The 19,739-nt window shown below is 70.8% G+C and carries 18 protein-coding genes; 15 read left to right on the top strand and 3 right to left on the bottom strand.

Annotation, left to right across the window (positions count from 1 at the left end; translation table 11 throughout):
* The first annotated feature begins 1 nt into the window (after window position 1).
* From ACIBL4_RS21310 to ACIBL4_RS21255, 12 genes are all read left to right on the top strand, one after another.
* Window positions 2–1,081, top strand: coding sequence for a helix-turn-helix transcriptional regulator (locus ACIBL4_RS21310; protein WP_399412284.1), 1,080 nt, complete (start codon window positions 2–4; stop codon window positions 1,079–1,081).
* Between the two features lie 100 nt (window positions 1,082–1,181).
* Window positions 1,182–1,475 carry a hypothetical protein gene (locus tag ACIBL4_RS21305; RefSeq protein ID WP_399412281.1) on the top strand — a complete coding sequence of 98 codons (294 nt, stop codon included), beginning with the start codon at window positions 1,182–1,184 and terminating at the stop codon, window positions 1,473–1,475.
* A gap of 45 nt (window positions 1,476–1,520) precedes the next feature.
* On the top strand, window positions 1,521–1,715 hold the full coding sequence (locus tag ACIBL4_RS21300) for a hypothetical protein (RefSeq protein ID WP_399412279.1): 195 nt from the start codon (window positions 1,521–1,523) through the stop codon (window positions 1,713–1,715).
* A gap of 259 nt (window positions 1,716–1,974) precedes the next feature.
* On the top strand, window positions 1,975–2,256 hold the full coding sequence (tatA, locus tag ACIBL4_RS21295) for a Sec-independent protein translocase subunit TatA (protein WP_010045330.1): 282 nt from the start codon (window positions 1,975–1,977) through the stop codon (window positions 2,254–2,256).
* Between the two features lie 47 nt (window positions 2,257–2,303).
* A complete protein-coding gene (tatC, locus tag ACIBL4_RS21290) occupies window positions 2,304–3,266 on the top strand; it encodes a twin-arginine translocase subunit TatC (protein WP_399412276.1) in 963 nt (320 codons plus the stop codon).
* A 31-nt stretch (window positions 3,267–3,297) separates the two neighbouring features.
* Window positions 3,298–4,188: a diacylglycerol kinase gene (locus ACIBL4_RS21285; protein ID WP_399412274.1), complete on the top strand. Its 891-nt coding sequence runs from the start codon at window positions 3,298–3,300 to the stop codon at window positions 4,186–4,188.
* Window positions 4,189–4,228: 40 nt separating this feature from the next.
* Window positions 4,229–7,075: a DEAD/DEAH box helicase gene (locus tag ACIBL4_RS21280; protein WP_399412272.1), complete on the top strand. Its 2,847-nt coding sequence runs from the start codon at window positions 4,229–4,231 to the stop codon at window positions 7,073–7,075.
* A gap of 371 nt (window positions 7,076–7,446) precedes the next feature.
* Window positions 7,447–9,087 (top strand): sensor histidine kinase, encoded by a 1,641-nt coding sequence (locus ACIBL4_RS21275; RefSeq protein ID WP_399412270.1) that lies wholly within the window; start codon window positions 7,447–7,449, stop codon window positions 9,085–9,087.
* Complete coding sequence (locus tag ACIBL4_RS21270; protein ID WP_399412268.1) at window positions 9,084–9,491, top strand: roadblock/LC7 domain-containing protein; 408 nt, start codon at window positions 9,084–9,086, stop codon at window positions 9,489–9,491. The genes ACIBL4_RS21275 and ACIBL4_RS21270 overlap by 4 nt, the downstream gene beginning before the upstream one ends.
* Complete coding sequence (locus ACIBL4_RS21265) at window positions 9,488–9,886, top strand: DUF742 domain-containing protein (protein WP_356925556.1); 399 nt, start codon at window positions 9,488–9,490, stop codon at window positions 9,884–9,886. Before ACIBL4_RS21270 ends, ACIBL4_RS21265 begins: the two co-directional genes overlap by 4 nt.
* A complete protein-coding gene (locus ACIBL4_RS21260) occupies window positions 9,867–10,487 on the top strand; it encodes a GTP-binding protein (protein ID WP_399412266.1) in 621 nt (206 codons plus the stop codon). The genes ACIBL4_RS21265 and ACIBL4_RS21260 overlap by 20 nt, the downstream gene beginning before the upstream one ends.
* Before the next feature lie 61 nt (window positions 10,488–10,548).
* Window positions 10,549–12,051 carry a cytochrome P450 gene (locus tag ACIBL4_RS21255; protein ID WP_399412264.1) on the top strand — a complete coding sequence of 501 codons (1,503 nt, stop codon included), beginning with the start codon at window positions 10,549–10,551 and terminating at the stop codon, window positions 12,049–12,051.
* On the opposite strand, the gene ACIBL4_RS21250 is transcribed toward ACIBL4_RS21255, so the two are convergent.
* The gene (locus ACIBL4_RS21250) at window positions 12,045–13,031 is read right to left on the bottom strand and encodes an RluA family pseudouridine synthase (protein ID WP_399412262.1); all 987 of its coding nucleotides are present in this window, start codon (window positions 13,029–13,031) and stop codon (window positions 12,045–12,047) included. The two genes, ACIBL4_RS21255 and ACIBL4_RS21250, sit on opposite strands and share 7 nt — an antisense overlap.
* Window positions 13,032–13,110: 79 nt before the next feature.
* Between ACIBL4_RS21250 and ACIBL4_RS21245 the strand changes: the two genes are divergently transcribed.
* Window positions 13,111–13,692: a GNAT family N-acetyltransferase gene (locus ACIBL4_RS21245; RefSeq protein WP_399412260.1), complete on the top strand. Its 582-nt coding sequence runs from the start codon at window positions 13,111–13,113 to the stop codon at window positions 13,690–13,692.
* 238 nt (window positions 13,693–13,930) lie between these two features.
* On the opposite strand, the gene ACIBL4_RS21240 is transcribed toward ACIBL4_RS21245, so the two are convergent.
* Together ACIBL4_RS21240 and ACIBL4_RS21235 are read right to left on the bottom strand one after the other, a co-directional pair.
* A complete protein-coding gene (locus tag ACIBL4_RS21240; RefSeq protein WP_399412258.1) occupies window positions 13,931–14,773 on the bottom strand; it encodes a siderophore-interacting protein in 843 nt (280 codons plus the stop codon).
* A 125-nt stretch (window positions 14,774–14,898) separates the two neighbouring features.
* A complete protein-coding gene (locus ACIBL4_RS21235; RefSeq protein ID WP_399412256.1) occupies window positions 14,899–15,855 on the bottom strand; it encodes a 5'-3' exonuclease H3TH domain-containing protein in 957 nt (318 codons plus the stop codon).
* 141 nt (window positions 15,856–15,996) lie between these two features.
* Here ACIBL4_RS21235 and ACIBL4_RS21230 point away from each other — a divergent pair, with 141 nt between their 5' ends.
* Entirely contained in the window at window positions 15,997–17,088 is a 1,092-nt protein-coding gene (locus tag ACIBL4_RS21230; RefSeq protein ID WP_399412254.1) for a glycine betaine/L-proline ABC transporter ATP-binding protein, read from the top strand.
* Window positions 17,081–19,699, top strand: coding sequence for an ABC transporter permease/substrate binding protein (locus tag ACIBL4_RS21225; RefSeq protein ID WP_399412252.1), 2,619 nt, complete (start codon window positions 17,081–17,083; stop codon window positions 19,697–19,699). Before ACIBL4_RS21230 ends, ACIBL4_RS21225 begins: the two co-directional genes overlap by 8 nt.
* Window positions 19,700–19,739: the final 40 nt, after the last annotated feature.

Below are 19,739 nucleotides of genomic sequence, written 5' to 3'. Positions count from 1 at the left end.
AGTGGCAGGCAAACCGGTCAGGCCCGTGAACGCCATCGACCAGACCAGACGGATGCTCTCCCTGGTGACGTATCTCAGGGAGCGCCCCGGAGCCCGGGTCGAGGACGTCGCGCGCGCCTTCGGCATCACCGAGGACGAGCTGGTCTCCGACCTCGATGTGCTGCCCATGTGCGGCACCAGCTTCCGCGGCGGTGACCTGCTCGACATCGACACCGACGGCGAGCGCATCTGGTGGCACAATCCGGCCGCCCTCGCGGCGGAGGCGGCGGAGCCGCTCAGGCTCGCCGCCGACGAGGCCACCGCCCTGCTCGTCGCCGCCCGGGCCGTGGCCACGCTGCCCGGACTTCGCGAGAGCGACCGGCAGGCCCTGCTGCGGGCCACGGCCAAGGTGGAGACGGCGGCCGGTGAGGCGGCGGGTGCCAGCTCGCGGCTGTCGGTGACCTTCGAGTCCGAGGGCGGGGTCTTCGCGGACGTCGACCGGGCGATCGCCGAGCGCCGCCGGCTGTGGATCCGCTACTACTCGCCCGCGCGCGACGAGGTCACCGAGCGGGAGATCGACCCGATCCGCCTGGTCAGCGTCGGGCACACGTATGTCGAGGCCTGGTGCCGCCGCTCGGAGGCGCGCCGCACCTTCCGGCTGGACCGGGTCGCCGAGATCAAGATCCTCGACGAGCCGTCGGCGCCGCCCGAGATCGAGCTGCGGGACCTGTCCGAGGCGCTGGTGCAGCCCGCGGCCGAGGACCCGGAGGTCGTGGTCGAGGTCGGGCCCGGCGGCCGCTGGGTCGCCGAGTACTACCCGCACGACAGTGCGGACGAGCTCCCGGACGGCGGCCTGCGTATCACTCTGCGAACCCCCGAACCGGCGTCGCTGCGGCGTCTGGCGCTGCGGCTCGGGCGGGACGGCCGCATCGTGTCGCCGCCCGAGCTGGCGGACAGCGCCCGGCAGGCGGCCCGCGAGGCGCTGGCGGCGTACGACGGGATCGAGGCCGTGGCGGCGGCCGGCGGGGCCGAGGCCGGCGACACGGACGGGCCGCGTGCGGTGCACGCCGTCGCGGACGGGCCGGACGGCAGACGCGAGTGAGCCGCGGGTGCCGCCGGCGTCGACGGCCGGAGCCGGTCGTCCCGCGACACCGGCCGTGGCGCCCGCGAGGCGTACGACCCGAGAAAGAGGAGCCAGGGCTGTGAGCGAGTCGGTGACGTCCGGTGCGGCGGGCACGACGGTGGAGTCCGCGTTCGCCGGGATGAGGAGCGTGGCCCCGGTGGTGTTCCGGGCGGGCTGCCCGGACTGCCGGGAGCGCTTCGAGCTCACCGCGGGCGCCCTGCGCCTCGCCATCGGGGCCACGAGCCGCACCACCTTCTACTCCTTCACCTGCCCGGAGTGCGGCGCGGCCGTCCGCAAGCCCGCGGGGGAGCGGATCGTGGAACTGCTCACCGACGGCGGGGTACGCACCCTGCGGCTGCACTCCACCGTCTAGTGGGCCGGGGAATCCGGCCCGTCGGAAGGGTCTAGGCTCGGCGTCATGTTCTGGCCGATGTTCGCGATTGCCGTGGGATTCGTGGGTCTCGCCGTGCTCGGGGTGCTCGCCGTGCGGGTCTTCGTCGAGGCACAGCGCCTGGGCAGCCAGGTCTCGGACTCGGCGCGCCGTATCAACCGGGCCGCTGAGGACCTGGAACGGGCGGCGGAGAGCGCGGCCCGGTCCGTGGACGCCCTGTGAGCTGTCCGGCAGACGGCTGTGAGTCCGGCATTGGGACACTTCGCCCTGTCACCTCGGCGGTTCGGACAGGTACGCTGCTGGTCGCGGCCCGGTTAACGAGGCACTGGCCGCGGACGGGAGTACGCACAGGGGATGCAGAGGGATTGCCTCACGTTTACCCCTGAGCGTTACGATCGCTGTCAACACGATCGTTCGGACACATGTCCGACCGGTCGGACAGCACCCCACCACAGCCGCCTCGGTGAGAAGGTAAAGACTTATGTTCGGAAGGCTCGGAGCCCCCGAGATCATTCTCATCCTCGTCGTCATCATCCTGCTGTTCGGCGCGAAGAAGCTTCCGGACATGGCTCGGTCGCTCGGCAAGTCGGCCCGCATCCTCAAGAGCGAGGCCAAGGCCATGAAGGACGAAGGCAAGTCGTCCACGACCCCGGCCGGCCCGCCCAACAACGACGAGCCCTCGCAGCGCACCATCCAGGCAGCGCCCGGTGACGTGACCAGCTCCCGCCCGGTCAACGAGCCGACGGACACGACCAAGCGCTGACGCAGGGCCGGTGACCTCCGGCCCGCCGCACGAGATGGGAACGTGGGTTGCTGAAGTCTGCCCGCAAAAAGGAGAGGGATCCCGAGGGGCGGATGCCCCTCGCGGAGCACCTTCGCGAGCTCCGCAACCGGCTCGCCAAGGCGATTCTGGCGATCGTCGTCGTCACGGTCTTCGCCGCCTTCTTCTACAACGACATCATCAACTTGATCACCAAGCCGATCCTCGACTCGGTCGGCTGTGACAAGACCTTCGCGGAACTGGCCCAGTCGCAGCCGGGTTCGAAGCCGTGCGCGCAGATCACCATCAACGGCCTGCTCACCCCCTTCACGCTGGCGCTGAAGGTCTCCCTGATGGCCGGTGTCGTCCTGGCCTCGCCGATCTGGCTCTACCAGCTGTGGGCCTTCGTCGCGCCCGGCCTGCACCGGCACGAGAAGAAGTACGCCTACGCCTTCGTGGGCACGGGCGCCCCGCTGTTCATCGTCGGCGCCTACTTCGCGTACACGGTCCTTCCCACCACCGCGAAGGTGCTGCTCGAGTTCACCCCGGGCGGCACGTCCAACCTGCTCCCGCTGGACGACCTGCTCGACCTGGTCATGCGGATGGTGCTCGTCTTCGGCCTCTCCTTCGAGCTGCCTCTGCTGCTGGTCATGCTCAACCTCACCGGGGTGCTCACCGGTAAGCGCATGCTCGGCTGGTGGCGCGGCATGATCATGGGCATCACGGTGTTCGCGGCCATCGCCACGCCCAGCACCGACCCGTTGACCATGCTGGCCCTCGCGGCGCCCATCTGGATCCTCTACTTCGCCGCGGTCGCCTTCTCGCTGATCAACGACCGCCGCCGCAACCGTCGCGAGGCCCTCGGCCCCGCCGACGACGAGGCCTCCGAGCTGGACCTCACCCCCGACGACATCGGGGAGATCGAGCCCGTGACGACCAGCCGCGCCGCCCTGCCCGAGCAGGCGAGCGGGGATCGCACGGACCGGGTCAACGGTTATGACGACGTGACCTGAAGATCGGCGGGCAGCTCATAGGGTCGGTCCCGTGACCAGCGAGATCACCCTCTTCGTCAACCCCACCGCGGGTCGCGGCCGGGGCGCCCGCGCGGCGCAGCCGGCCGCTTCCGCTCTGCGGGCGGCCGGTTACTCGGTGCGTACCGTGCTCGGGGAGGACGCCGCGGACGCCCTCACCCGCGCGCGTACCGCCGTCTCGGGCGGCACCGGAGCGCTGATAGCCGTCGGCGGTGACGGCATGGCCCAGCTCGCCCTGCGGGCGGTCGCGGGCACGAGCACCCCGCTCGGCCTGGTAGCCGTCGGCACCGGCAACGACTTCGCCCGCGCTCTCGGCCTGCCCGTACGCGAGCCGGCCGCCGCGGGCCGCATGATCGCCGACGCCCTCAAGTGCGGCCGGCTCCGCGACATCGACCTCGGCCGGGTGGGGGACCACTGGTTCGGCACGGTCCTCGCCTCCGGCTTCGACTCCCGGGTCAACGACCGGGGCAATCGCATGCGGTGGCCGTCCGGCCGCTACAAGTACGACCTCGCGATGATCGCCGAACTGGCCGCGTTCCGGCCCGTGCCGTACCGGATCCGCCTCGACGACGGCGAGGTCCGCGAGATCGAGGCGACCCTCGTCGCCGTCGGCAACGGCTCGTCGTACGGCGGCGGCATGCGGATCTGCCCCGGCGCCGACCTGACCGACGGGCTGTTCGACATCACCGTGGTTGGGGACTGCGACCGTACGACACTGCTGCGGGTGTTCCCGCGGGTGTACCGGGGGACGCACACCGACCATCCGAAGGTGACCATACTGCGGGCGGCCCGGGTCGAGATCGCCGCCGAGGGGATCACCGGGTACGCGGACGGGGAACCGCTCGGCCCGCTGCCGCTGACCGCGCGTTGTGTGCGCGGGGGTGTGCGGGTCGTCGGCCCCTGAGCTGCGCCTATCCCCGGTTTCACAGGAACGGATCCGGATAATGATCGTCCTGTTGTCAGTGCGGCCCGGTACGCTCGAAAGCACGATGACAGAGGATCTCTCACCGGCCGAGCGGTACGCGGCAGCCCGTAAGCGTGCTGCCGAGCAGGCCACCGCGCTCGCCTCCTTCCGCGAGATGTACGACTTCGGCCTCGACCCCTTCCAGATCGAGGCCTGCCAGGCGCTCGAGGCGGGGAAGGGCGTGCTGGTCGCCGCGCCCACCGGCTCCGGCAAGACGATCGTCGGCGAGTTCGCCGTCCACCTCGCCCTCCAGCAGGGCAAGAAGTGCTTCTACACGACACCCATCAAGGCCCTGTCGAACCAGAAGTACGCCGACCTGTGCCGCCGCTACGGCACGGACAAGGTGGGCCTGCTCACCGGCGACAACAGCGTCAACTCCGAGGCCCCGGTGGTCGTGATGACCACCGAGGTGCTGCGGAACATGCTGTACGCCGGTTCCCAGACGCTCCTGGGCCTCGGCTACGTGGTCATGGACGAGGTGCACTACCTCTCCGACCGGTTCCGCGGCGCCGTCTGGGAAGAGGTGATCATCCACCTCCCCGAGTCGGTCACGCTCGTCTCCCTCTCGGCGACCGTGTCGAACGCCGAGGAGTTCGGCGACTGGCTCGACACGGTCCGCGGCGACACGGAGGTGATCGTCTCCGAGCACCGGCCCGTGCCGCTGTTCCAGCACGTGCTGGCCGGGCGGCGGATGTACGACCTGTTCGAGGAGGGCGAGGGCCACAAGAAGGCCGTCAACCCCGACCTCACGCGCATGGCGCGCATGGAGGCGACCCGGCCGTCGTTCCAGGACCGCCGGCGCGGCCGGCTGCGCGAGGCCGACCGCGAGCGTGAGCGCAGGCAGCGCTCCCGGGTGTGGACGCCGAGCCGGCCCGAGGTCATCGAGCGGCTCGACGCCGAGGGGCTGCTGCCCGCCATCACCTTCATCTTCAGCCGCGCCGCCTGCGAGGCCGCCGTCCAGCAGTGCCTGTACGCGGGCCTCAGGCTCAACGACGAGGAGGCGCGCCACCGGGTACGCGCGCTCGTCGAGGAGCGCACGGCGTCCATCCCGCGCGAGGACCTGCACGTCCTCGGCTACTACGAGTGGCTTGAGGGCCTGGAGCGCGGTATCGCCGCCCACCACGCGGGCATGCTGCCGACCTTCAAGGAGGTCGTCGAGGAGCTGTTCGTACGCGGCCTGGTCAAGGCCGTGTTCGCGACCGAGACGCTCGCCCTCGGCATCAACATGCCCGCCCGTTCGGTGGTGCTGGAGAAGCTCGTCAAGTGGAACGGTGAGCAGCACGCGGACATCACCCCGGGCGAGTTCACGCAGCTGACCGGCCGGGCCGGGCGGCGCGGCATCGACGTCGAGGGCCACGCCGTCGTGCTCTGGCAGCGTGGCATGAATCCGGAGCACCTGGCGGGCCTGGCCGGCACGCGTACGTACCCGCTGCGGTCCAGCTTCAAGCCCTCGTACAACATGGCGGTCAACCTGGTCGAGCAGTTCGGCCAGCACCGCTCGCGCGAGTTGCTGGAGACGTCCTTCGCGCAGTTCCAGGCGGACAAGTCGGTCGTCGGGATCTCCCGGCAGGTGCAGCGCAACGAGGAGGGTCTTGAGGGCTACAAGGCCTCCATGACCTGCCACCTCGGCGACTTCGAGGAGTACGCGCGGCTGCGCCGCGAACTGAAGGACCGGGAGAACGAGCTGGCCCGGCAGGGTGCGGCACAGCGGCGCGCGGAGGCCGCGGTCGCGCTGGAGAAGCTGAAGCCCGGTGACGTCATCCACGTGCCCACCGGCAAGTACGCGGGCCTGGCCCTGGTGCTGGACCCGGGCCTGCCCGCGGGCCGTTCGAACGGCCATCGCGGATTCGAGCAGCACGACGGGCCGCGCCCGCTGGTGCTGACCGCCGAGCGGCAGGTGAAGCGGCTGGCGGCCATCGACTTCCCGGTGCCGGTCGAGCCGCTGGAGCGGATGAGGATCCCGAAGTCCTTCAACCCCCGTTCCCCGCAGTCCCGTCGGGACCTCGCGTCCGCGCTGCGCACCAAGGCCGGGCACATCCCGGCGGACCGGCACCGCAAGCGACGCTCCCAGGCGGCCGATGACCGCGAGATCACCCGGCTGCGGACCGCGCTGCGCGCGCACCCCTGCCACGGGTGCAACGACCGTGAGGACCACGCCCGTTGGGCCGAGCGGTACCACCGGCTGCTGCGGGACACCTCGCAGCTGGAGCGGCGCATCGAGGGCCGTACGAACACGATCGCGCGGACGTTCGACCGCATCGTGGCGCTGCTGACCGAGATGGACTACCTGCGCGGCGACGAGGTCACCGAGAACGGCAAGCGGCTCGCGCGGCTGTACGGCGAGCTGGACCTGCTCGCCAGCGAGTGTCTGCGCGAGGGCGTCTGGGAGGGGCTCGGCCCGGCGGAACTGGCCGGGTGCGTCTCGGCGTTGGTGTACGAGGCGCGGGTCGGAGACGACGCCCTGGTGCCGAAGCTGCCGTCGGGCAAGGCCAAGGCCGCGTTGGGCGAGATGGTGCGGATCTGGGGGCGGCTGGACGCGCTGGAGGAGGAGTTCCGGATCAGTCAGACCGAGGGGGTCGGGCAGCGGGAGCCGGACCTCGGGTTCGCCTGGGCCGCGTACATGTGGGCCTCCGGGAAGGGGCTCGACGAGGTGCTGCGCGAGGCGGAGATGCCGGCGGGGGATTTTGTGCGGTGGTGCAAGCAGGTCATCGATGTGCTGGGGCAGATCGCGGCGGCGGCTCCGCAAGGGTCTTCCGTGGTGAAGAACGCCCGTAAGGCCGTTGATCTGTTGCTGCGGGGGGTTGTCGCCTACTCGTCGGTGGGGTGATTGTCGCTGCGCGGGTGCCGGTTGTTCGTGGTTGCTCGCGCAGTTCCCCGCGCCCCTGAGGGGGCGTTTCGCTGAAGCCTCTCACCCGATGCGGTGAGGGGCTTTCGCGTGTCCGTTCGTCGTTACGGGCCGCATTCGAACGGTGTCGCAGCGTGCAAACGACTGAGCGTACTATCCCGTCGCGCCCGGTTTCCGGCAGTTGCTGAATATGACATGGCGATGATCCGGTCGGACTAAGCTCGCCCGCAGCGCACCGGCTTGAGCTGAATTCGTGCGCTTGTTCCCCAATGTGCGGAAGAGTCCCACAGCTTCATGACATACCCCTCTGTAAGTCCTCCCGAACCCCAGCCGACTCCTTTCAGAAGGCCCACATGGTGAGTGTTCCATCCCCTCCTGGTCGCGGTGAGCTTCCCTACGCGCGCGTGCTGCTGCTGCCGGCCATAGTGATGGCCGCAGCGACCGGAGCCGCTGTCGCCCTGGTGACGGCGCCGGCCCGGCTCGCCGTCGGCTGGTGCGGTGGTATCGCCACCGTGCTGGTGATCGCGACGACGGCCGAGGCGGTGCGCCGCGGCCGTGCCCTGCGCAAGCAGCGGGGCGAGCACGCCCGTCACACCGCGCATCTGGAACAGCGGATCGCGGCCCACGAGAACGAGTTGGTCCGCTTCTCGCGGGAGATCATCCCCGCGGCGCTCCGGCTGCTGAGCACCGGAGAATCCCCCAGGGAGGTGATTCGCAAGCTCGGCCTCGCCAACCCCGCGTACCGAGACCTGCCCGCGCCGCAGGCCGAGACGCTGCTGACGGTGCTGAAGATCGTCGACCGCGAAGTGACCATGCGTGACGCCGCCGCGCGCTCCTTCGTCAGTGTCGCCCGCCGCGTCCAGGCGATCATCCACCAGCAGGCCGAGGAACTCCGGGAGATGGAGGAGGACCACGGCCGCAACCCCGAGGTCTTCGACGACCTGCTGCGCATCGACCACGGCAACGCCCTGATCGGCCGCCTCGCCGACTCCGTCTCCGTCCTCGGCGGCGGTCGCCCCGGACGGCAGTGGCCCGAGCCGGTGTCCCTCTACAGCACCCTGCGCGGCGCCATGTCCCGCATCCTGGAGTACCGGCGCATCCAGCTGTCCTCCATCGCCAAGGTCAGCGTCAAGGGCATCTACGTCGAGCCGGTCATCCACGCCGCCGCCGAACTCCTCGACAACGCCACGCGCTACTCGCCGCCGCAGACCAAGGTGCACGTCACCGCCACCGAGGTGCAGACCGGCGTCTGCATCGAGATCGAGGACGGCGGTGTCAACCTCAACGAGGAGGCACGCGCCCGGATCGAGGGCATGCTGGAGGCCGCCAAGGCCGGCGTCGACCTCCAGGACATCGGCGAGCACCCCCGCCTCGGCCTCGCCGTCGTCGGTCGCCTCTGCGCGGCGTACAACATGCAGGTCTCGCTGCGCGCCTCCGCGTACGGCGGTGTCCGCGCCATCCTCATCGTGCCGAGCGAGATGATCACCCATGAGCCCGGCGTCGGACTCGCCCACGGCATCGGCGCCACCGGCATCCCCATGCCGGTCGGCCTCCCCGAAGGGCCGAAGCGCACGCCGAAGAAGCGCCGCCCCACCAACCCGCGCATCCCCGAGACGGTCTCCCTGGAGGACGACGACGTCCCCGTGGTCACCGAGTGGACGCCGAACGGCCTGCCGCAGCGCCGCAGCCGGGTGAAGACGTCCCTCACCGAGCGGATCGCCCAGCAGGCCGCCTACGACCGGGAAGACCGGGAGGCCGCGGCACGGGGCGAGGCGAACCCCTGGGCGACGCCCGAGCCCGAGCCCAAGCCCCTGCGCGACATGAACGCCCCCGACGCCCCCGGCAAGGGCCTCGAGGCGTTCTGGGAGGGGCTCAAGCAAGGCATCGAGCCCGGAACCCACCCCACCGACTTCATCCGGAACCCGACCAAGTACCTGCACCTGCTCAACGACCCGGCCCCCACCGAGGCCGATGACGAGGGGGACCTCAAGTGATCCAGCAGCGAGGCAACTTCGACTGGATGCTCAAGCAGCTTGCCGATGGTGTGCCGGGCATCGAGATGATCGTGGTGCTGTCGGCCGACGGTCTGCGCATCGCCCGCTACGGCGGCGAGCCCGACGCGGCCGACCGGGTCGCCGCGGCCTGCGCCGGCCTGCAGTCCCTCGCGGGCAGCGTCTGCCAGGAACTCACCGTCGGCGACGGAGAGATGAAGCTCGTCATGATCGAGATCGACCGCGGCTACTTCTACCTGATGAGCGCCGGAGCCAACGCCTTCCTCGCGGTGCTCTCCGACGTGCGGTGCGAACCCGGCCGGATGAGCGCGATGATGCGCGACCTCGTCGTCCGCATCGGCGGCCATCTGACCAGTCCGCCCCGGCGGAACGGGCGGATCGTATGACGCCTCCTCAACGCCAGAGGCGCGAGCCCGCCGCGGAACCGCCCAAGCCCGAAGAGGGCGAGGGCAAGGTCCGCAACCCGGAGCGCATGTACGTGGTGGCCGGCCCGGACGGTGAACGGGCCGAGCTCGACCTGGTGACGTTAATCGTGGCGCGGGCCACGGACCCGCCGCCCTCCGCCTCACCCGAGCAGGCGGCGTTGCTCCGGCTCTGCGCCGCCCCCCTGTCCGTGGCCGAGCTGTCGGCCTACCTCAGCCTGCCGTTCAGCGCCATGGGCGTGCTGCTCACCGAGCTGCTGACGGCGGATCTGGTGACGGCGCGCTCCCCGATCGTCCGCCAGGCGCTCCCCGACCGTTCCCTCCTCGAAGCGGTGATGAATGGACTTCAAAGGCTCTGACACCATCCCGGGCCCCCGGGCCGAGGACCAGTTGCCCCACACGGCACAGGCCGCGGCCAAGATCGTGATCGTGGGGGGCTTCGGTGTCGGAAAGACGACCATGGTCGGCTCGGTCAGCGAGATCAAACCGCTGACCACCGAGGAGACCATGACGCAGGCCGGCATCGGTGTCGACGACAACTTCGGTTCCGCGTCCAAGACAGCCACCACCGTGGCGATGGACTTCGGCCGGATCAGCATCACCGACCAGCTCGTGCTGTACCTCTTCGGCACACCCGGCCAGCAGCGCTTCTGGTTCCTGTGGAACGGCCTGTTCGAGGGCGCGCTCGGTGCGGTGGTGCTGGTCGACACCCGCCGTCTGGAGGTCAGCTTCGACGTGATGGGGCGCCTGGAGGAGCGCGGCGTGCCGTTCGTGGTCGCCATCAACTCCTTCCCGGACGCGCCCCGTTACGCCATCGAGGAGCTGCGCACGGCGCTCGACCTCTCCCCGGACATCCCGATCATGGAGTGCGACGCGCGGCGGCGGGCCTCCAGCCGCGACGTCCTGATGACCCTCATGCGCTTCCTGCACTCGCTCGCCATGACGGACTCGCTCACCTGATCCGGTTCCGTCCCACCCCACACCTCCCCCCAGACACCTGGAAAGTTTCGGAGCGACCACTGTGACGCCTGAATCCCACGCCTCGACGGGTACGGACACCCCTCTGCCCGGCCCGCCCCCCGGCTGCCCCGCGCACCGCCTCGGGCCGGGCGGGCTGCACCGGCTGCACGAGTCGGAGGACCTGGCAGGGCTGTACGAGCAGCTGCGGAAGGAGCACGGCCCCGTGGCGCCCGTGCTGCTCCACGACGACGTACCGATCTGGATCGTGCTCGGCCACGCCGAGAACCTGCACATGGTGCGCTCGCCCACGCAGTTCTGCCGGGACAGCCGTATCTGGACCCCGCTCAAGGAGGGCCTGGTCAAGCCCGATCATCCGCTGATGCCGCACATCGCCTGGCAGCCCATCGCCTCGCACGCCGAGGGCGACGAGCACAAGCGGCTGCGCGGCGCGGTCCAGGGCGCCATCTCGACCATCGACTTCCGCAGTCTGCGCCGCTACATCAACCGCAGCACGCAGGCCATCGTCAACCGGTTCTGCGAGGAGGGCGAGGCCGACCTCGTCGGCCAGTTCGCCGAGCACCTGCCGATGGCGGTGATGTGCGAGATCCTCGGCATGCCCGACGAGTACAACGACCGTCTCGTCGAGGCCGCCCGCGACGCGCTCAAGGGCACCGAGACGGCGATCGCCAGCCACTCCTACGTCATGGACGCCTTGAGCCGGCTCACCGCCCGGCGCCGCGCCCAGCCGGAGGAGGACCTGGCCAGCTACCTGATCACCCACCCGGCCCGGCTGACGGACGACGAGGTCAGGGAGCACCTGCGCCTGGTGCTCTTCGCCGCCTACGAGGCCACCGCCAACCTGCTGTCCAACGTGCTGCTCACGGTGCTGATCGACCCACGCTTCAGGGCCCAGCTCAACGGCGGCCAGATGACGGTGCCGGAGGCGGTGGAGCAGTCGCTGTGGAACGAGCCGCCGTTCAGCACGGTCTTCGCCTACTTCGCCAAGCAGGAGACCGAACTGGGTGGGCAGCGCATCCGCCGGGGCGACGGGCTGCTGTTCGCCCCGCTGCCGGCCAACGTCGACCCGCGGGTCCGGCCGGACCTGAAGGCGAGCATGCAGGGCAACCGGTCGCACCTCGCGTTCGGCGGCGGCCCGCACGAGTGCCCCGGCCAGGACATCGGCCGTTCCATCGCGGACGTCGGTGTCGACGCGCTGCTGATGCGGCTGCCGGACGTCGAACTCGACTGCGACGAGGACGAGTTGCGCTGGACGGCGTCCATCGCCTCCCGGCACCTGGTGTCCCTGCCGGTGGCGTTCGCGCCCAGGCCGCCGCAGGACGTGACGGAGACGCCGAACCACAACCACGTCCCCGCCCAGCGCTCCGACTGGCAGATCGGCATCACGCAGCCGCAGCCCGTGGCGGTCGCCGGCGCACAGCCGCAGCCGGCGCCGGCGCAACCCCAGCCGGCCCCCGTACCGCCGCAGGCGCAGCCGGCCGCGGAGGAACCGGCCCGCCGCAAGGGCGTCTGGCAGCGCTTCCTGAGCTGGTGGCGCGGTTACTGACCGTCCGACGGGCCGTCGGACGCCCCGGCGGCCCACCGGTCGTACGACGCCCAGGCCGTGAGCACCCGGCCGCTGCGGAACCGGCGCTCCTCGCCCGTGACCGGGTCGGTGAACTCCAGGGCCCGCGCCAGCAGCTGGAGCGGGCGCCGGAAGTCACCGGCCGGCACGGGAGCGGTGACCTCGGGGTAGAGCGGGTCGCCGAGGATCGGCAGGCCCAGCGCGGTCATGTGCACGCGCAGCTGGTGGGTCTGCCCGGTGCTCGGCACCAGCCGGTACCGGGCGAGTCCGCCGGCCCCGTCCGGGCGGTGTGCGACGAGTTCGACGCGGCTGACGGCGTTGGGCTCGCCCTCCACCTCCCGTGCGGTGAGCTCGCCGCGTTCCTTCACGATCCGGCTGCGCACGGTCCGGGGGAGTGCGAGTCCGGGATCGTACGGGGCGACGGCCTCGTACTCCTTGCGCACGAGCCGGTCGCGGAAGAGCGTCTGGTACGCGCCGCGCTCCTCGGGGCGCACGGTGAACAGCACGAGTCCGGCGGTGAGCCGGTCCAGACGGTGCGCGGCGGCGAGCGTGGGGATGCCCAGCTCGCGGCGCAGCCGGGCCAGCGCGGTCTCGGCGACATGGCTGCCGCGCGGGGTGGTGGCGAGGAAGTGCGGTTTGTCGGCGACGACGATGTGCGCGTCCCGGTACACGACCTCCAGCGGGAACGGCACCGGCACCTCGTCGGGCAGTTCCCGGTGGAACCACACGAACATCCCGGGCACGTACGGCGCGTCCGCCGGCACGGCCCGGCCGTCCGCCCCGACGACGAGTCCCGCGTCGAACATGCCGTCGACGACACCGTCACCGGCTCCCGAGAGCCGCTCCACGAGATGCTCACGCACCGTGGCCCACGCCCCCGCGGCGGGCAGCCGTACCCGCACCGGGTCCACCCCGTGGCGCTGCGGCAGGGGAGGGGGCGGGACGCGCTTCTTCCGTCTCATCGCGGCCCAGCGTACGAGGCGGCCGGGAGCGGCGGAAAACCACTGGGGCCGTCCACCGCCCCCTTGCCAGGATGGGGCCATGCCCTTCCTCATCAGCCCTGTCCTGACCGCCGAGGCCTTTCCCGGCCGGCACCAGCCCACCCTTCCCACCGGCGACGGACTCCTGCTGCGTCCCTGGCGGGCCGGAGACGCGCCCGCGGTGTACGAGGTCTTCCAGGACCCCGTGATGCATCAGTGGCACGCCCGGACCGCCGACTCGGAGGAGGAGGTCGCCGGCTGGATCCGCGACTGGCAGCAGGCGTGGCAGGAGGGACGGGAGGCGCAGTGGGCCGTCGTCGACGAGGACTCCGACCGGCTGCTGGGGCGGGTGGCGCTGCGCGAGATACGGCTCGACGACGGCACGGCGGAGGTGGCGTACTGGACCGCCCCGGCGGCACGCGGCCGGGGCGTCGCCGCCCGGGCCACGACCGCACTGGCCCACTGGGCGCTCGACGAGATCGGTTTCCACCGACTCGAACTGCTGCACGCCGTGCGCAACGAGGCCTCCTGCCGCGTCGCCTCACGCACCGGTTTCACCCTCGAAGGCACGAAGCGCAGGGCCATCCTGCACCCGGACGGCTGGCACGACATGCATCTGCACGCGCGCGTGCGGGGTGACTGACTGCGGCATGCCCGGGAGGCCGGGGCGAGTGGCCCGGTGTCCACGGAGACGGCGGCACGCCAGGTGCCGGAGCGACCCGGCGGCTGCGCATGGGCTGGAGGCCGGGGCGGCTGACTGCGGCGCGCCGGGAGCCGTGACGTCCCGACGGGCGCGGTGCAGGAACACCGTCACCTGACCCCCCGGCAATCCGGAGGCTGCCGCACGCCAGAGGCCGGGACACGTGACGTGCTCGCGTTGCTCAGGCGGCCGGGGTGCTCTCCTGCTCCGCCTCGATGCGGGCGTTCCACTCGCGCTTCGTGGCCTGCCAGCCGTCCTCGTTGTGGCCGCGGCGCCAGTAGCCGGAGATCGACAGGTCCTCGCGTGCGATGCCGCGCTCGACGCGGAGCAGCCGGCGCAGCTCCTTCACGAAGTGGGCCTCGCCGTGGACGAAGGCGTGCACGCGGCCCTCGGGGAACGCGAGGTCCCGCACGGCCTCGACGAGTGCCTCGCCGAGCGGCCGGTCGCCGCGGTGCAGCCAGACGACGTCCACGTCCGAGTCGATCTTCTGCTCCTCCTCCGGGCCGGAGACCTCGATGAAGGCGTGGGCCCTGGCCCCGCGCGGCAGCGACTCGAGGGAGCGGGCGATCGCCGGCAGCGCGCTCTCGTCGCCGACGAGCAGGTGCCAGTCGGCGTCCGGGTCGGGCGCGTACGCCCCGCCGGGACCCATGAACCACACGGTCTCACCCGGCTGGACGCGGGCCGCCCACGGGCCGGCCAGGCCCTCGTCGCCGTGGATGACGAAGTCCAGCGTCATCTCGCGGTGTTCGGCGTCCCACTGGCGCACCGTGTACGTCCGGGTCACCGGCCACTGTTCGCGCGGCAGCTCGTCGCGGACGCGCTGCAGGTCGAAGGGTTCCGGATAGGTCACGCCCTCGGGCGGGAACAGCAGCTTCACATAGTGGTCGGTGCAGGTGCCCGCCTCGAAGTCGGCGAGGCCCTCGCCGCCGAGCACCACGCGCTGCATGCGGGGGGTCAGCCGCTCGGTGCGGACCACCTGAGCGGAATGCGGCTTGCGCGGCTGGCGTCCCGGTCGCTCTGCCATGAGGGCCTCCCTGATTCTTGTAGTTAGGCTTACCTAAGTTAACACCTCGCCCCCACCTGACACCTCACGCATGAAAACTTGATGAGGGTCACCGGGCTCAGGACGGCCACGGGGCCCCGCGCCCGTCACGCCGCGAGCGTCGTCAGCAGGCGCTCCAGCGACCCGCCCAGTCCCCAGCGCTCCGCCAGCACCTCCAGCTCCGCAGGGGCGCGCGGCGTCCGCGGCACCGCCGTCGTGACGTCCGGCAGCGGCACGTCGTCCGCGACCCGGACCACCTTCGGCGCGACCGCGAGATACGGGCGCGCCTCGTCCAGCCGCCTGCGCTGCGTCGGCGTCAGCTTCGACCCCCGGTCCTCCACCGCCGCCAGGATCCCGGCCAGGTCCCCGAACTCGGCCAGCAGCTTGGCGGCCGTCTTCTCGCCGATGCCCGGCACGCCCGGCAGGCCGTCACTGGGGTCGCCGCGCAGCAGGGCCAGATCCGCGTACCCGCTGCCGTCGACCCCATACTTCCCACGGAGCCATGCCTCATCGGTGAGCTGCAGCGTGCCCACGCCCTTCAGCGGGTACAGCACGCGCACCCCGCGCGCGTCGTCCACCAGCTGGTACAGGTCGCGGTCGCCCGTGACGATGTCGACCGGGCCCTTCGCCCGCGCCGTGAACGTGCCGATCACGTCGTCGGCCTCGTATCCCGCGACGCCCACGCGCGCGATGCCCACCGCGTCCAGCACCGCCTCGATGACCGGCACCTGCGGCGACAGGGTGTCGGGCACCTCCTCCTCGTCCGGGCCGGCCGCGTGCTCCTCGGCGACGCGGTGGGCCTTGTAGGAGGGGATCAGCTCCACCCGCCAGTGCGGCCGCCAGTCGGCGTCCATGCAGGCCACGAGATCGTCCGGCCGGTGGTCCCGGACCAGGCGCTCGATGAAGTCGAGCAGCCCGCGCACGGCGTTCACCGGCGTGCCGTCCGGTGCCTTCACCGAGTCCGGGACGCCGAAGTAGGCGCGGAAGTACAGGGAGGCGGTGTCGAGGAGCATCAGTCGTCCGGTCACGTCACGCATCATGCCGTACGCCACCGACAGCGACATGCCTCATATGTGACACGCCCCACTTGTGCGTTTGGGATCCGCGATCGAGGGGAGGCGCCGCCCCGCAGCGAGGCTGGTTGCGTAATTCAACTTTTGCGCGCCGCCCTGCTCTGTTCCATTGCCGTCCAAATTGAGGTGCACGTGTCAGCAAGGCTTCAGGCAGAGAGCCTGTACAAGGTGTTCGGCAGGAGACCTGACCGGGCGGTCGAGCGGCTCCGTGCCGGGGCCGACCGGGAGGAGCTGCGCGCCGAGGGTGCCACCGCCGCCGTGATCGACGCGTCCTTCACCGTCGAGCCCGGCCAGATCTTCGTCGTCATGGGCCTGTCCGGCTCCGGCAAGTCCACCCTGCTGCGCATGCTGAACGGCCTGCTGGAGCCGACCTCCGGACACGTGCGCTTCGACGGCCAGGACCTGACCACACTCGGCGACCGCGAGCTGCGCGAGGTCCGCTCCAAGAAGATCAGCATGGTGTTCCAGCACTTCGCGCTCTTCCCGCACCGCAGCGTCCGCGAGAACGCCGCCTACGGCCTGGAAGTGCAGGGCGTGCCCCGCGCCGAGCGCGTACGCCGCGCCGACGAGGCGCTCGCCCTGTGCGGCCTGGCCGGCTGGGAGAAGTCCTGGCCCGACGAGCTGTCCGGCGGCATGCAGCAGCGCGTCGGTCTCGCCCGCGCGCTCGCCACCGACGCCGACCTGCTGCTGATGGACGAGTCCTTCAGCGCCCTCGACCCGCTGATCCGCCGCGACATGCAGGACCAGCTGCTGGAGCTCCAGCAGAAGCTGAAGAAGACGATCGTCTTCATCACCCACGACCTGAACGAGGCCATGCGCCTCGGCGACCGCATCGCCGTCATGCGCGACGGCGAGATCGTACAGATCGGCACCGCGCAGGACATCCTGCTGCGGCCGGAGAACGACTACGTCGCCTCCTTCACCCAGGACGTCGACCGCTCCCGCGTGCTGACCACCGGCGAGCTCATGGACACCTCGGTCACCGGCGACGCCCCCGGCTGCCACTGCGAGACCGCCACCGCCGACACCCCGTTCACGGAACTGTGCGCGATCAGCGCCCGGCTCTCCCACCCCGTCTCGGTCGTGGACGAGGACAACATGCTGATCGGCGTCGTCCCCCGGCAGCGCCTGGTCGGCTTCCTCGGCGACGAACAGGACACCACCCCGGAGCCCTGCGACTCCCCGCGGGACGCGGGCGGAGAGAAGGTGACCGCCCGTGCCTAGGATTCAGCTCGGCACCTGGGTCAACGACGCGGTCGACTGGCTCACCACCCACATGGGGTGGCTGTTCGACTTCTGCAAGACCGTCTTCCTCGGCCTCTACGACGGCATCAACGCCGTCCTCCAGGCCCCCCAACCGCTGCTCCTCGCGGGCATCTTCGCCGTGATCGCCTTCTGGCTGCGCGGCACCCTCGCCGGTGTCCTCACCTTCGCGGGCTTCGCGTTCATCGACTCCCTCGACCTGTGGGAGAACGCGATGATCACCCTGACGCTCGTCCTCGTGGCGACCGTCATCGCGCTGGTGATCTCCATACCGGTGGGCATCTGGGCGGCCCGCTCGGACCGCGTCAGCGGTCTGGTCCGGCCCGTCCTGGACTTCATGCAGACGCTGCCCGCGATGGTCTACCTCATCCCGGCGATCCTCTTCTTCGGCACCGGCGCGTCCGCCGGCATCGTCGCCACCCTGATCTTCGCGCTCGCCCCGGGCGTGCGCATGACCGAGCTCGGCATCCGCCAGGTCGACCGGGAGCTGGTCGAGGCCGCCGACGCGTTCGGTACCACACCGCGCAACATCCTGCTGCGCGTCCAGCTGCCCCTCGCCCTGCCCACGGTCATGGCCGGCGTCAACCAGGTCATCATGCTCGGCCTGTCCATGGCCGCGATCGCCGGCATGGTCGGCACCGGTGGTCTCGGCGGCGACGTCAACCAGGCCATCGGCCAGCTCAACGTCGGCCTGGGCGCCGAGGCCGGTGTCGGCATCGTGATCCTCGCGATCTACCTTGACCGCATGACCAGCGCGCTGGGCACCCAGGTCTCCCCGCTCGGCCGCCGCGCCGCCGCCCGGCTGCGCGCCGCCCAGGGGCTGAAGATCTGGTCGTACCGGCCCCGCCCGGCCGTCGCCGTGATCGGCGTCGTCGTGCTCGCCCTCGTCTCCGGCGGCCTGGGCGTCTTCGGCAGCGGAGGCACCGGCACCACCGTCGCGGCCGGCAGCAAGGACGTCGGCCAGGGCAAGAAGATCAGCATCGGCTACATCCCCTGGGACGAGGGCGTTGCCTCCACCTTCCTCTGGAAGGAGGTCCTGGAGCAGCGCGGCTACCAGGTGGAGGCCAAGCAGCTCGACGCCGGACCGCTCTACACCTCCCTCGCCCAGGGCGACGTCGACTTCCAGACGGACGCCTGGCTGCCCACCACCCACGCCCAGTACTGGAAGAAGTACGGCAAGCAGCTCGACGACCTCGGCGCCTGGTACGACAAGACGTCCCTGGAGCTGTCCGTGCCCTCCTACATGAAGGGCGTCGACTCCCTGGAGGACCTCAAGGGCAAGGCGTCCGAGTTCGGCGGCAAGATCACCGGCATCGAGTCCAGCGCCGGCGAGATGGCCCTGCTCAAGAGCAAGGTCCTCAAGGACTACGGCCTGGACAAGGAGTACAAGGTCGTCGACAGCTCCACGCCCGCGATGCTGGCCGAGCTGAAGCGCGCGTACGCCAAGAAGGAGCCGATCGTCGTCACGCTCTGGTCGCCGCACTGGGCGTACAACGACTACAAGCTGACGAAGCTCAAAGACCCCAAGGGTGCCTGGGGCGCGGGCGACGGCGTGCACACGCTGGCCCGCAAGGGCTTCGCGGGCGACGACCCGACGGTCGCCGGCTGGCTGAAGAAGTTCAAGATGAGCGAGAAGGAGCTCACCAGCCTCGAAGCCGAGATCAACAAGGCGGGCAAGGGCAACCAGCAGCAGGCCGTCCGCGCCTGGCTGAAGCAGCATCCCGGCTACGTCGACAAGCTCGCCCCCGTGAAGGGCGCCGGCGGCAGCACGCCCGCCGAGGCCAAGCGGCCGCTGGACGTGGCGTGGTTCCCCTGGGACGAGGACATCGCCGTCACGTACCTGTGGAAGAACGTCCTCGAACGGCGCGGCTACACGCTGAACCTGAAGCAGATGGACGTCGGCCCCGTCTACACCGGTCTGGCCTCGGGCGATCTCGACCTCAACTTCGACGCCTGGCTGCCCTACGCCCAGAAGAACTACTGGGACAGGAACAAGGACCGGCTCAAGGACCTCGGCACCTGGTACCAACCGACCTCCCTGGAAATCGCCGTGCCGTCCTACGTCAAGGGCGTCCACTCCCTGGCGGACCTCAAGGGCAAGGCCGGCACCTTCGACGGGAAGATCATCGGCATCGAGCCCGGCACCGGCGAGATGGACCTGCTGAAGAACAAGGTCCTGCCCGGCTACGGCCTCGACAAGGAGTACGAGGTCGTCGACGGCTCCACCCCGGCCATGCTGGCCGAGCTGAAGCGCGCCTACGCCAAGAAGGAGCCGATCGCCGTCACGCTCTGGTCGCCGCACTGGGCCTACAGCGACTACGAGCTGACCAAGCTGAAGGACCCCAAGAAGGCCTTCGGCGAGGGCAACACGATCCGCACCATCTCCAACGAGAAGTTCCCCGAGGAGTACCCGCGGCTCACGAAGTGGATCAAGAACTTCAAGATGAGCGAGGACGAACTCGGCAGCCTGGAGAGCGAGATCAAGAACCGCGGCCAGGGCCATGAGGAACAGGCCGTCGCCGCGTGGCTGAAGCAGCACCCCGACATGGTGGAGCGCATGACGCCGCAGTGAGGCCCGTTACGGGGCGGGACGCGACACACCGCGTCCCGCC

The organism is Streptomyces sp. NPDC050416 (assembly GCF_044458845.1).
Lineage (GTDB): Bacteria > Actinomycetota > Actinomycetes > Streptomycetales > Streptomycetaceae > Streptomyces.
This window is presented reverse-complemented; position numbering and strand designations above follow the sequence as displayed.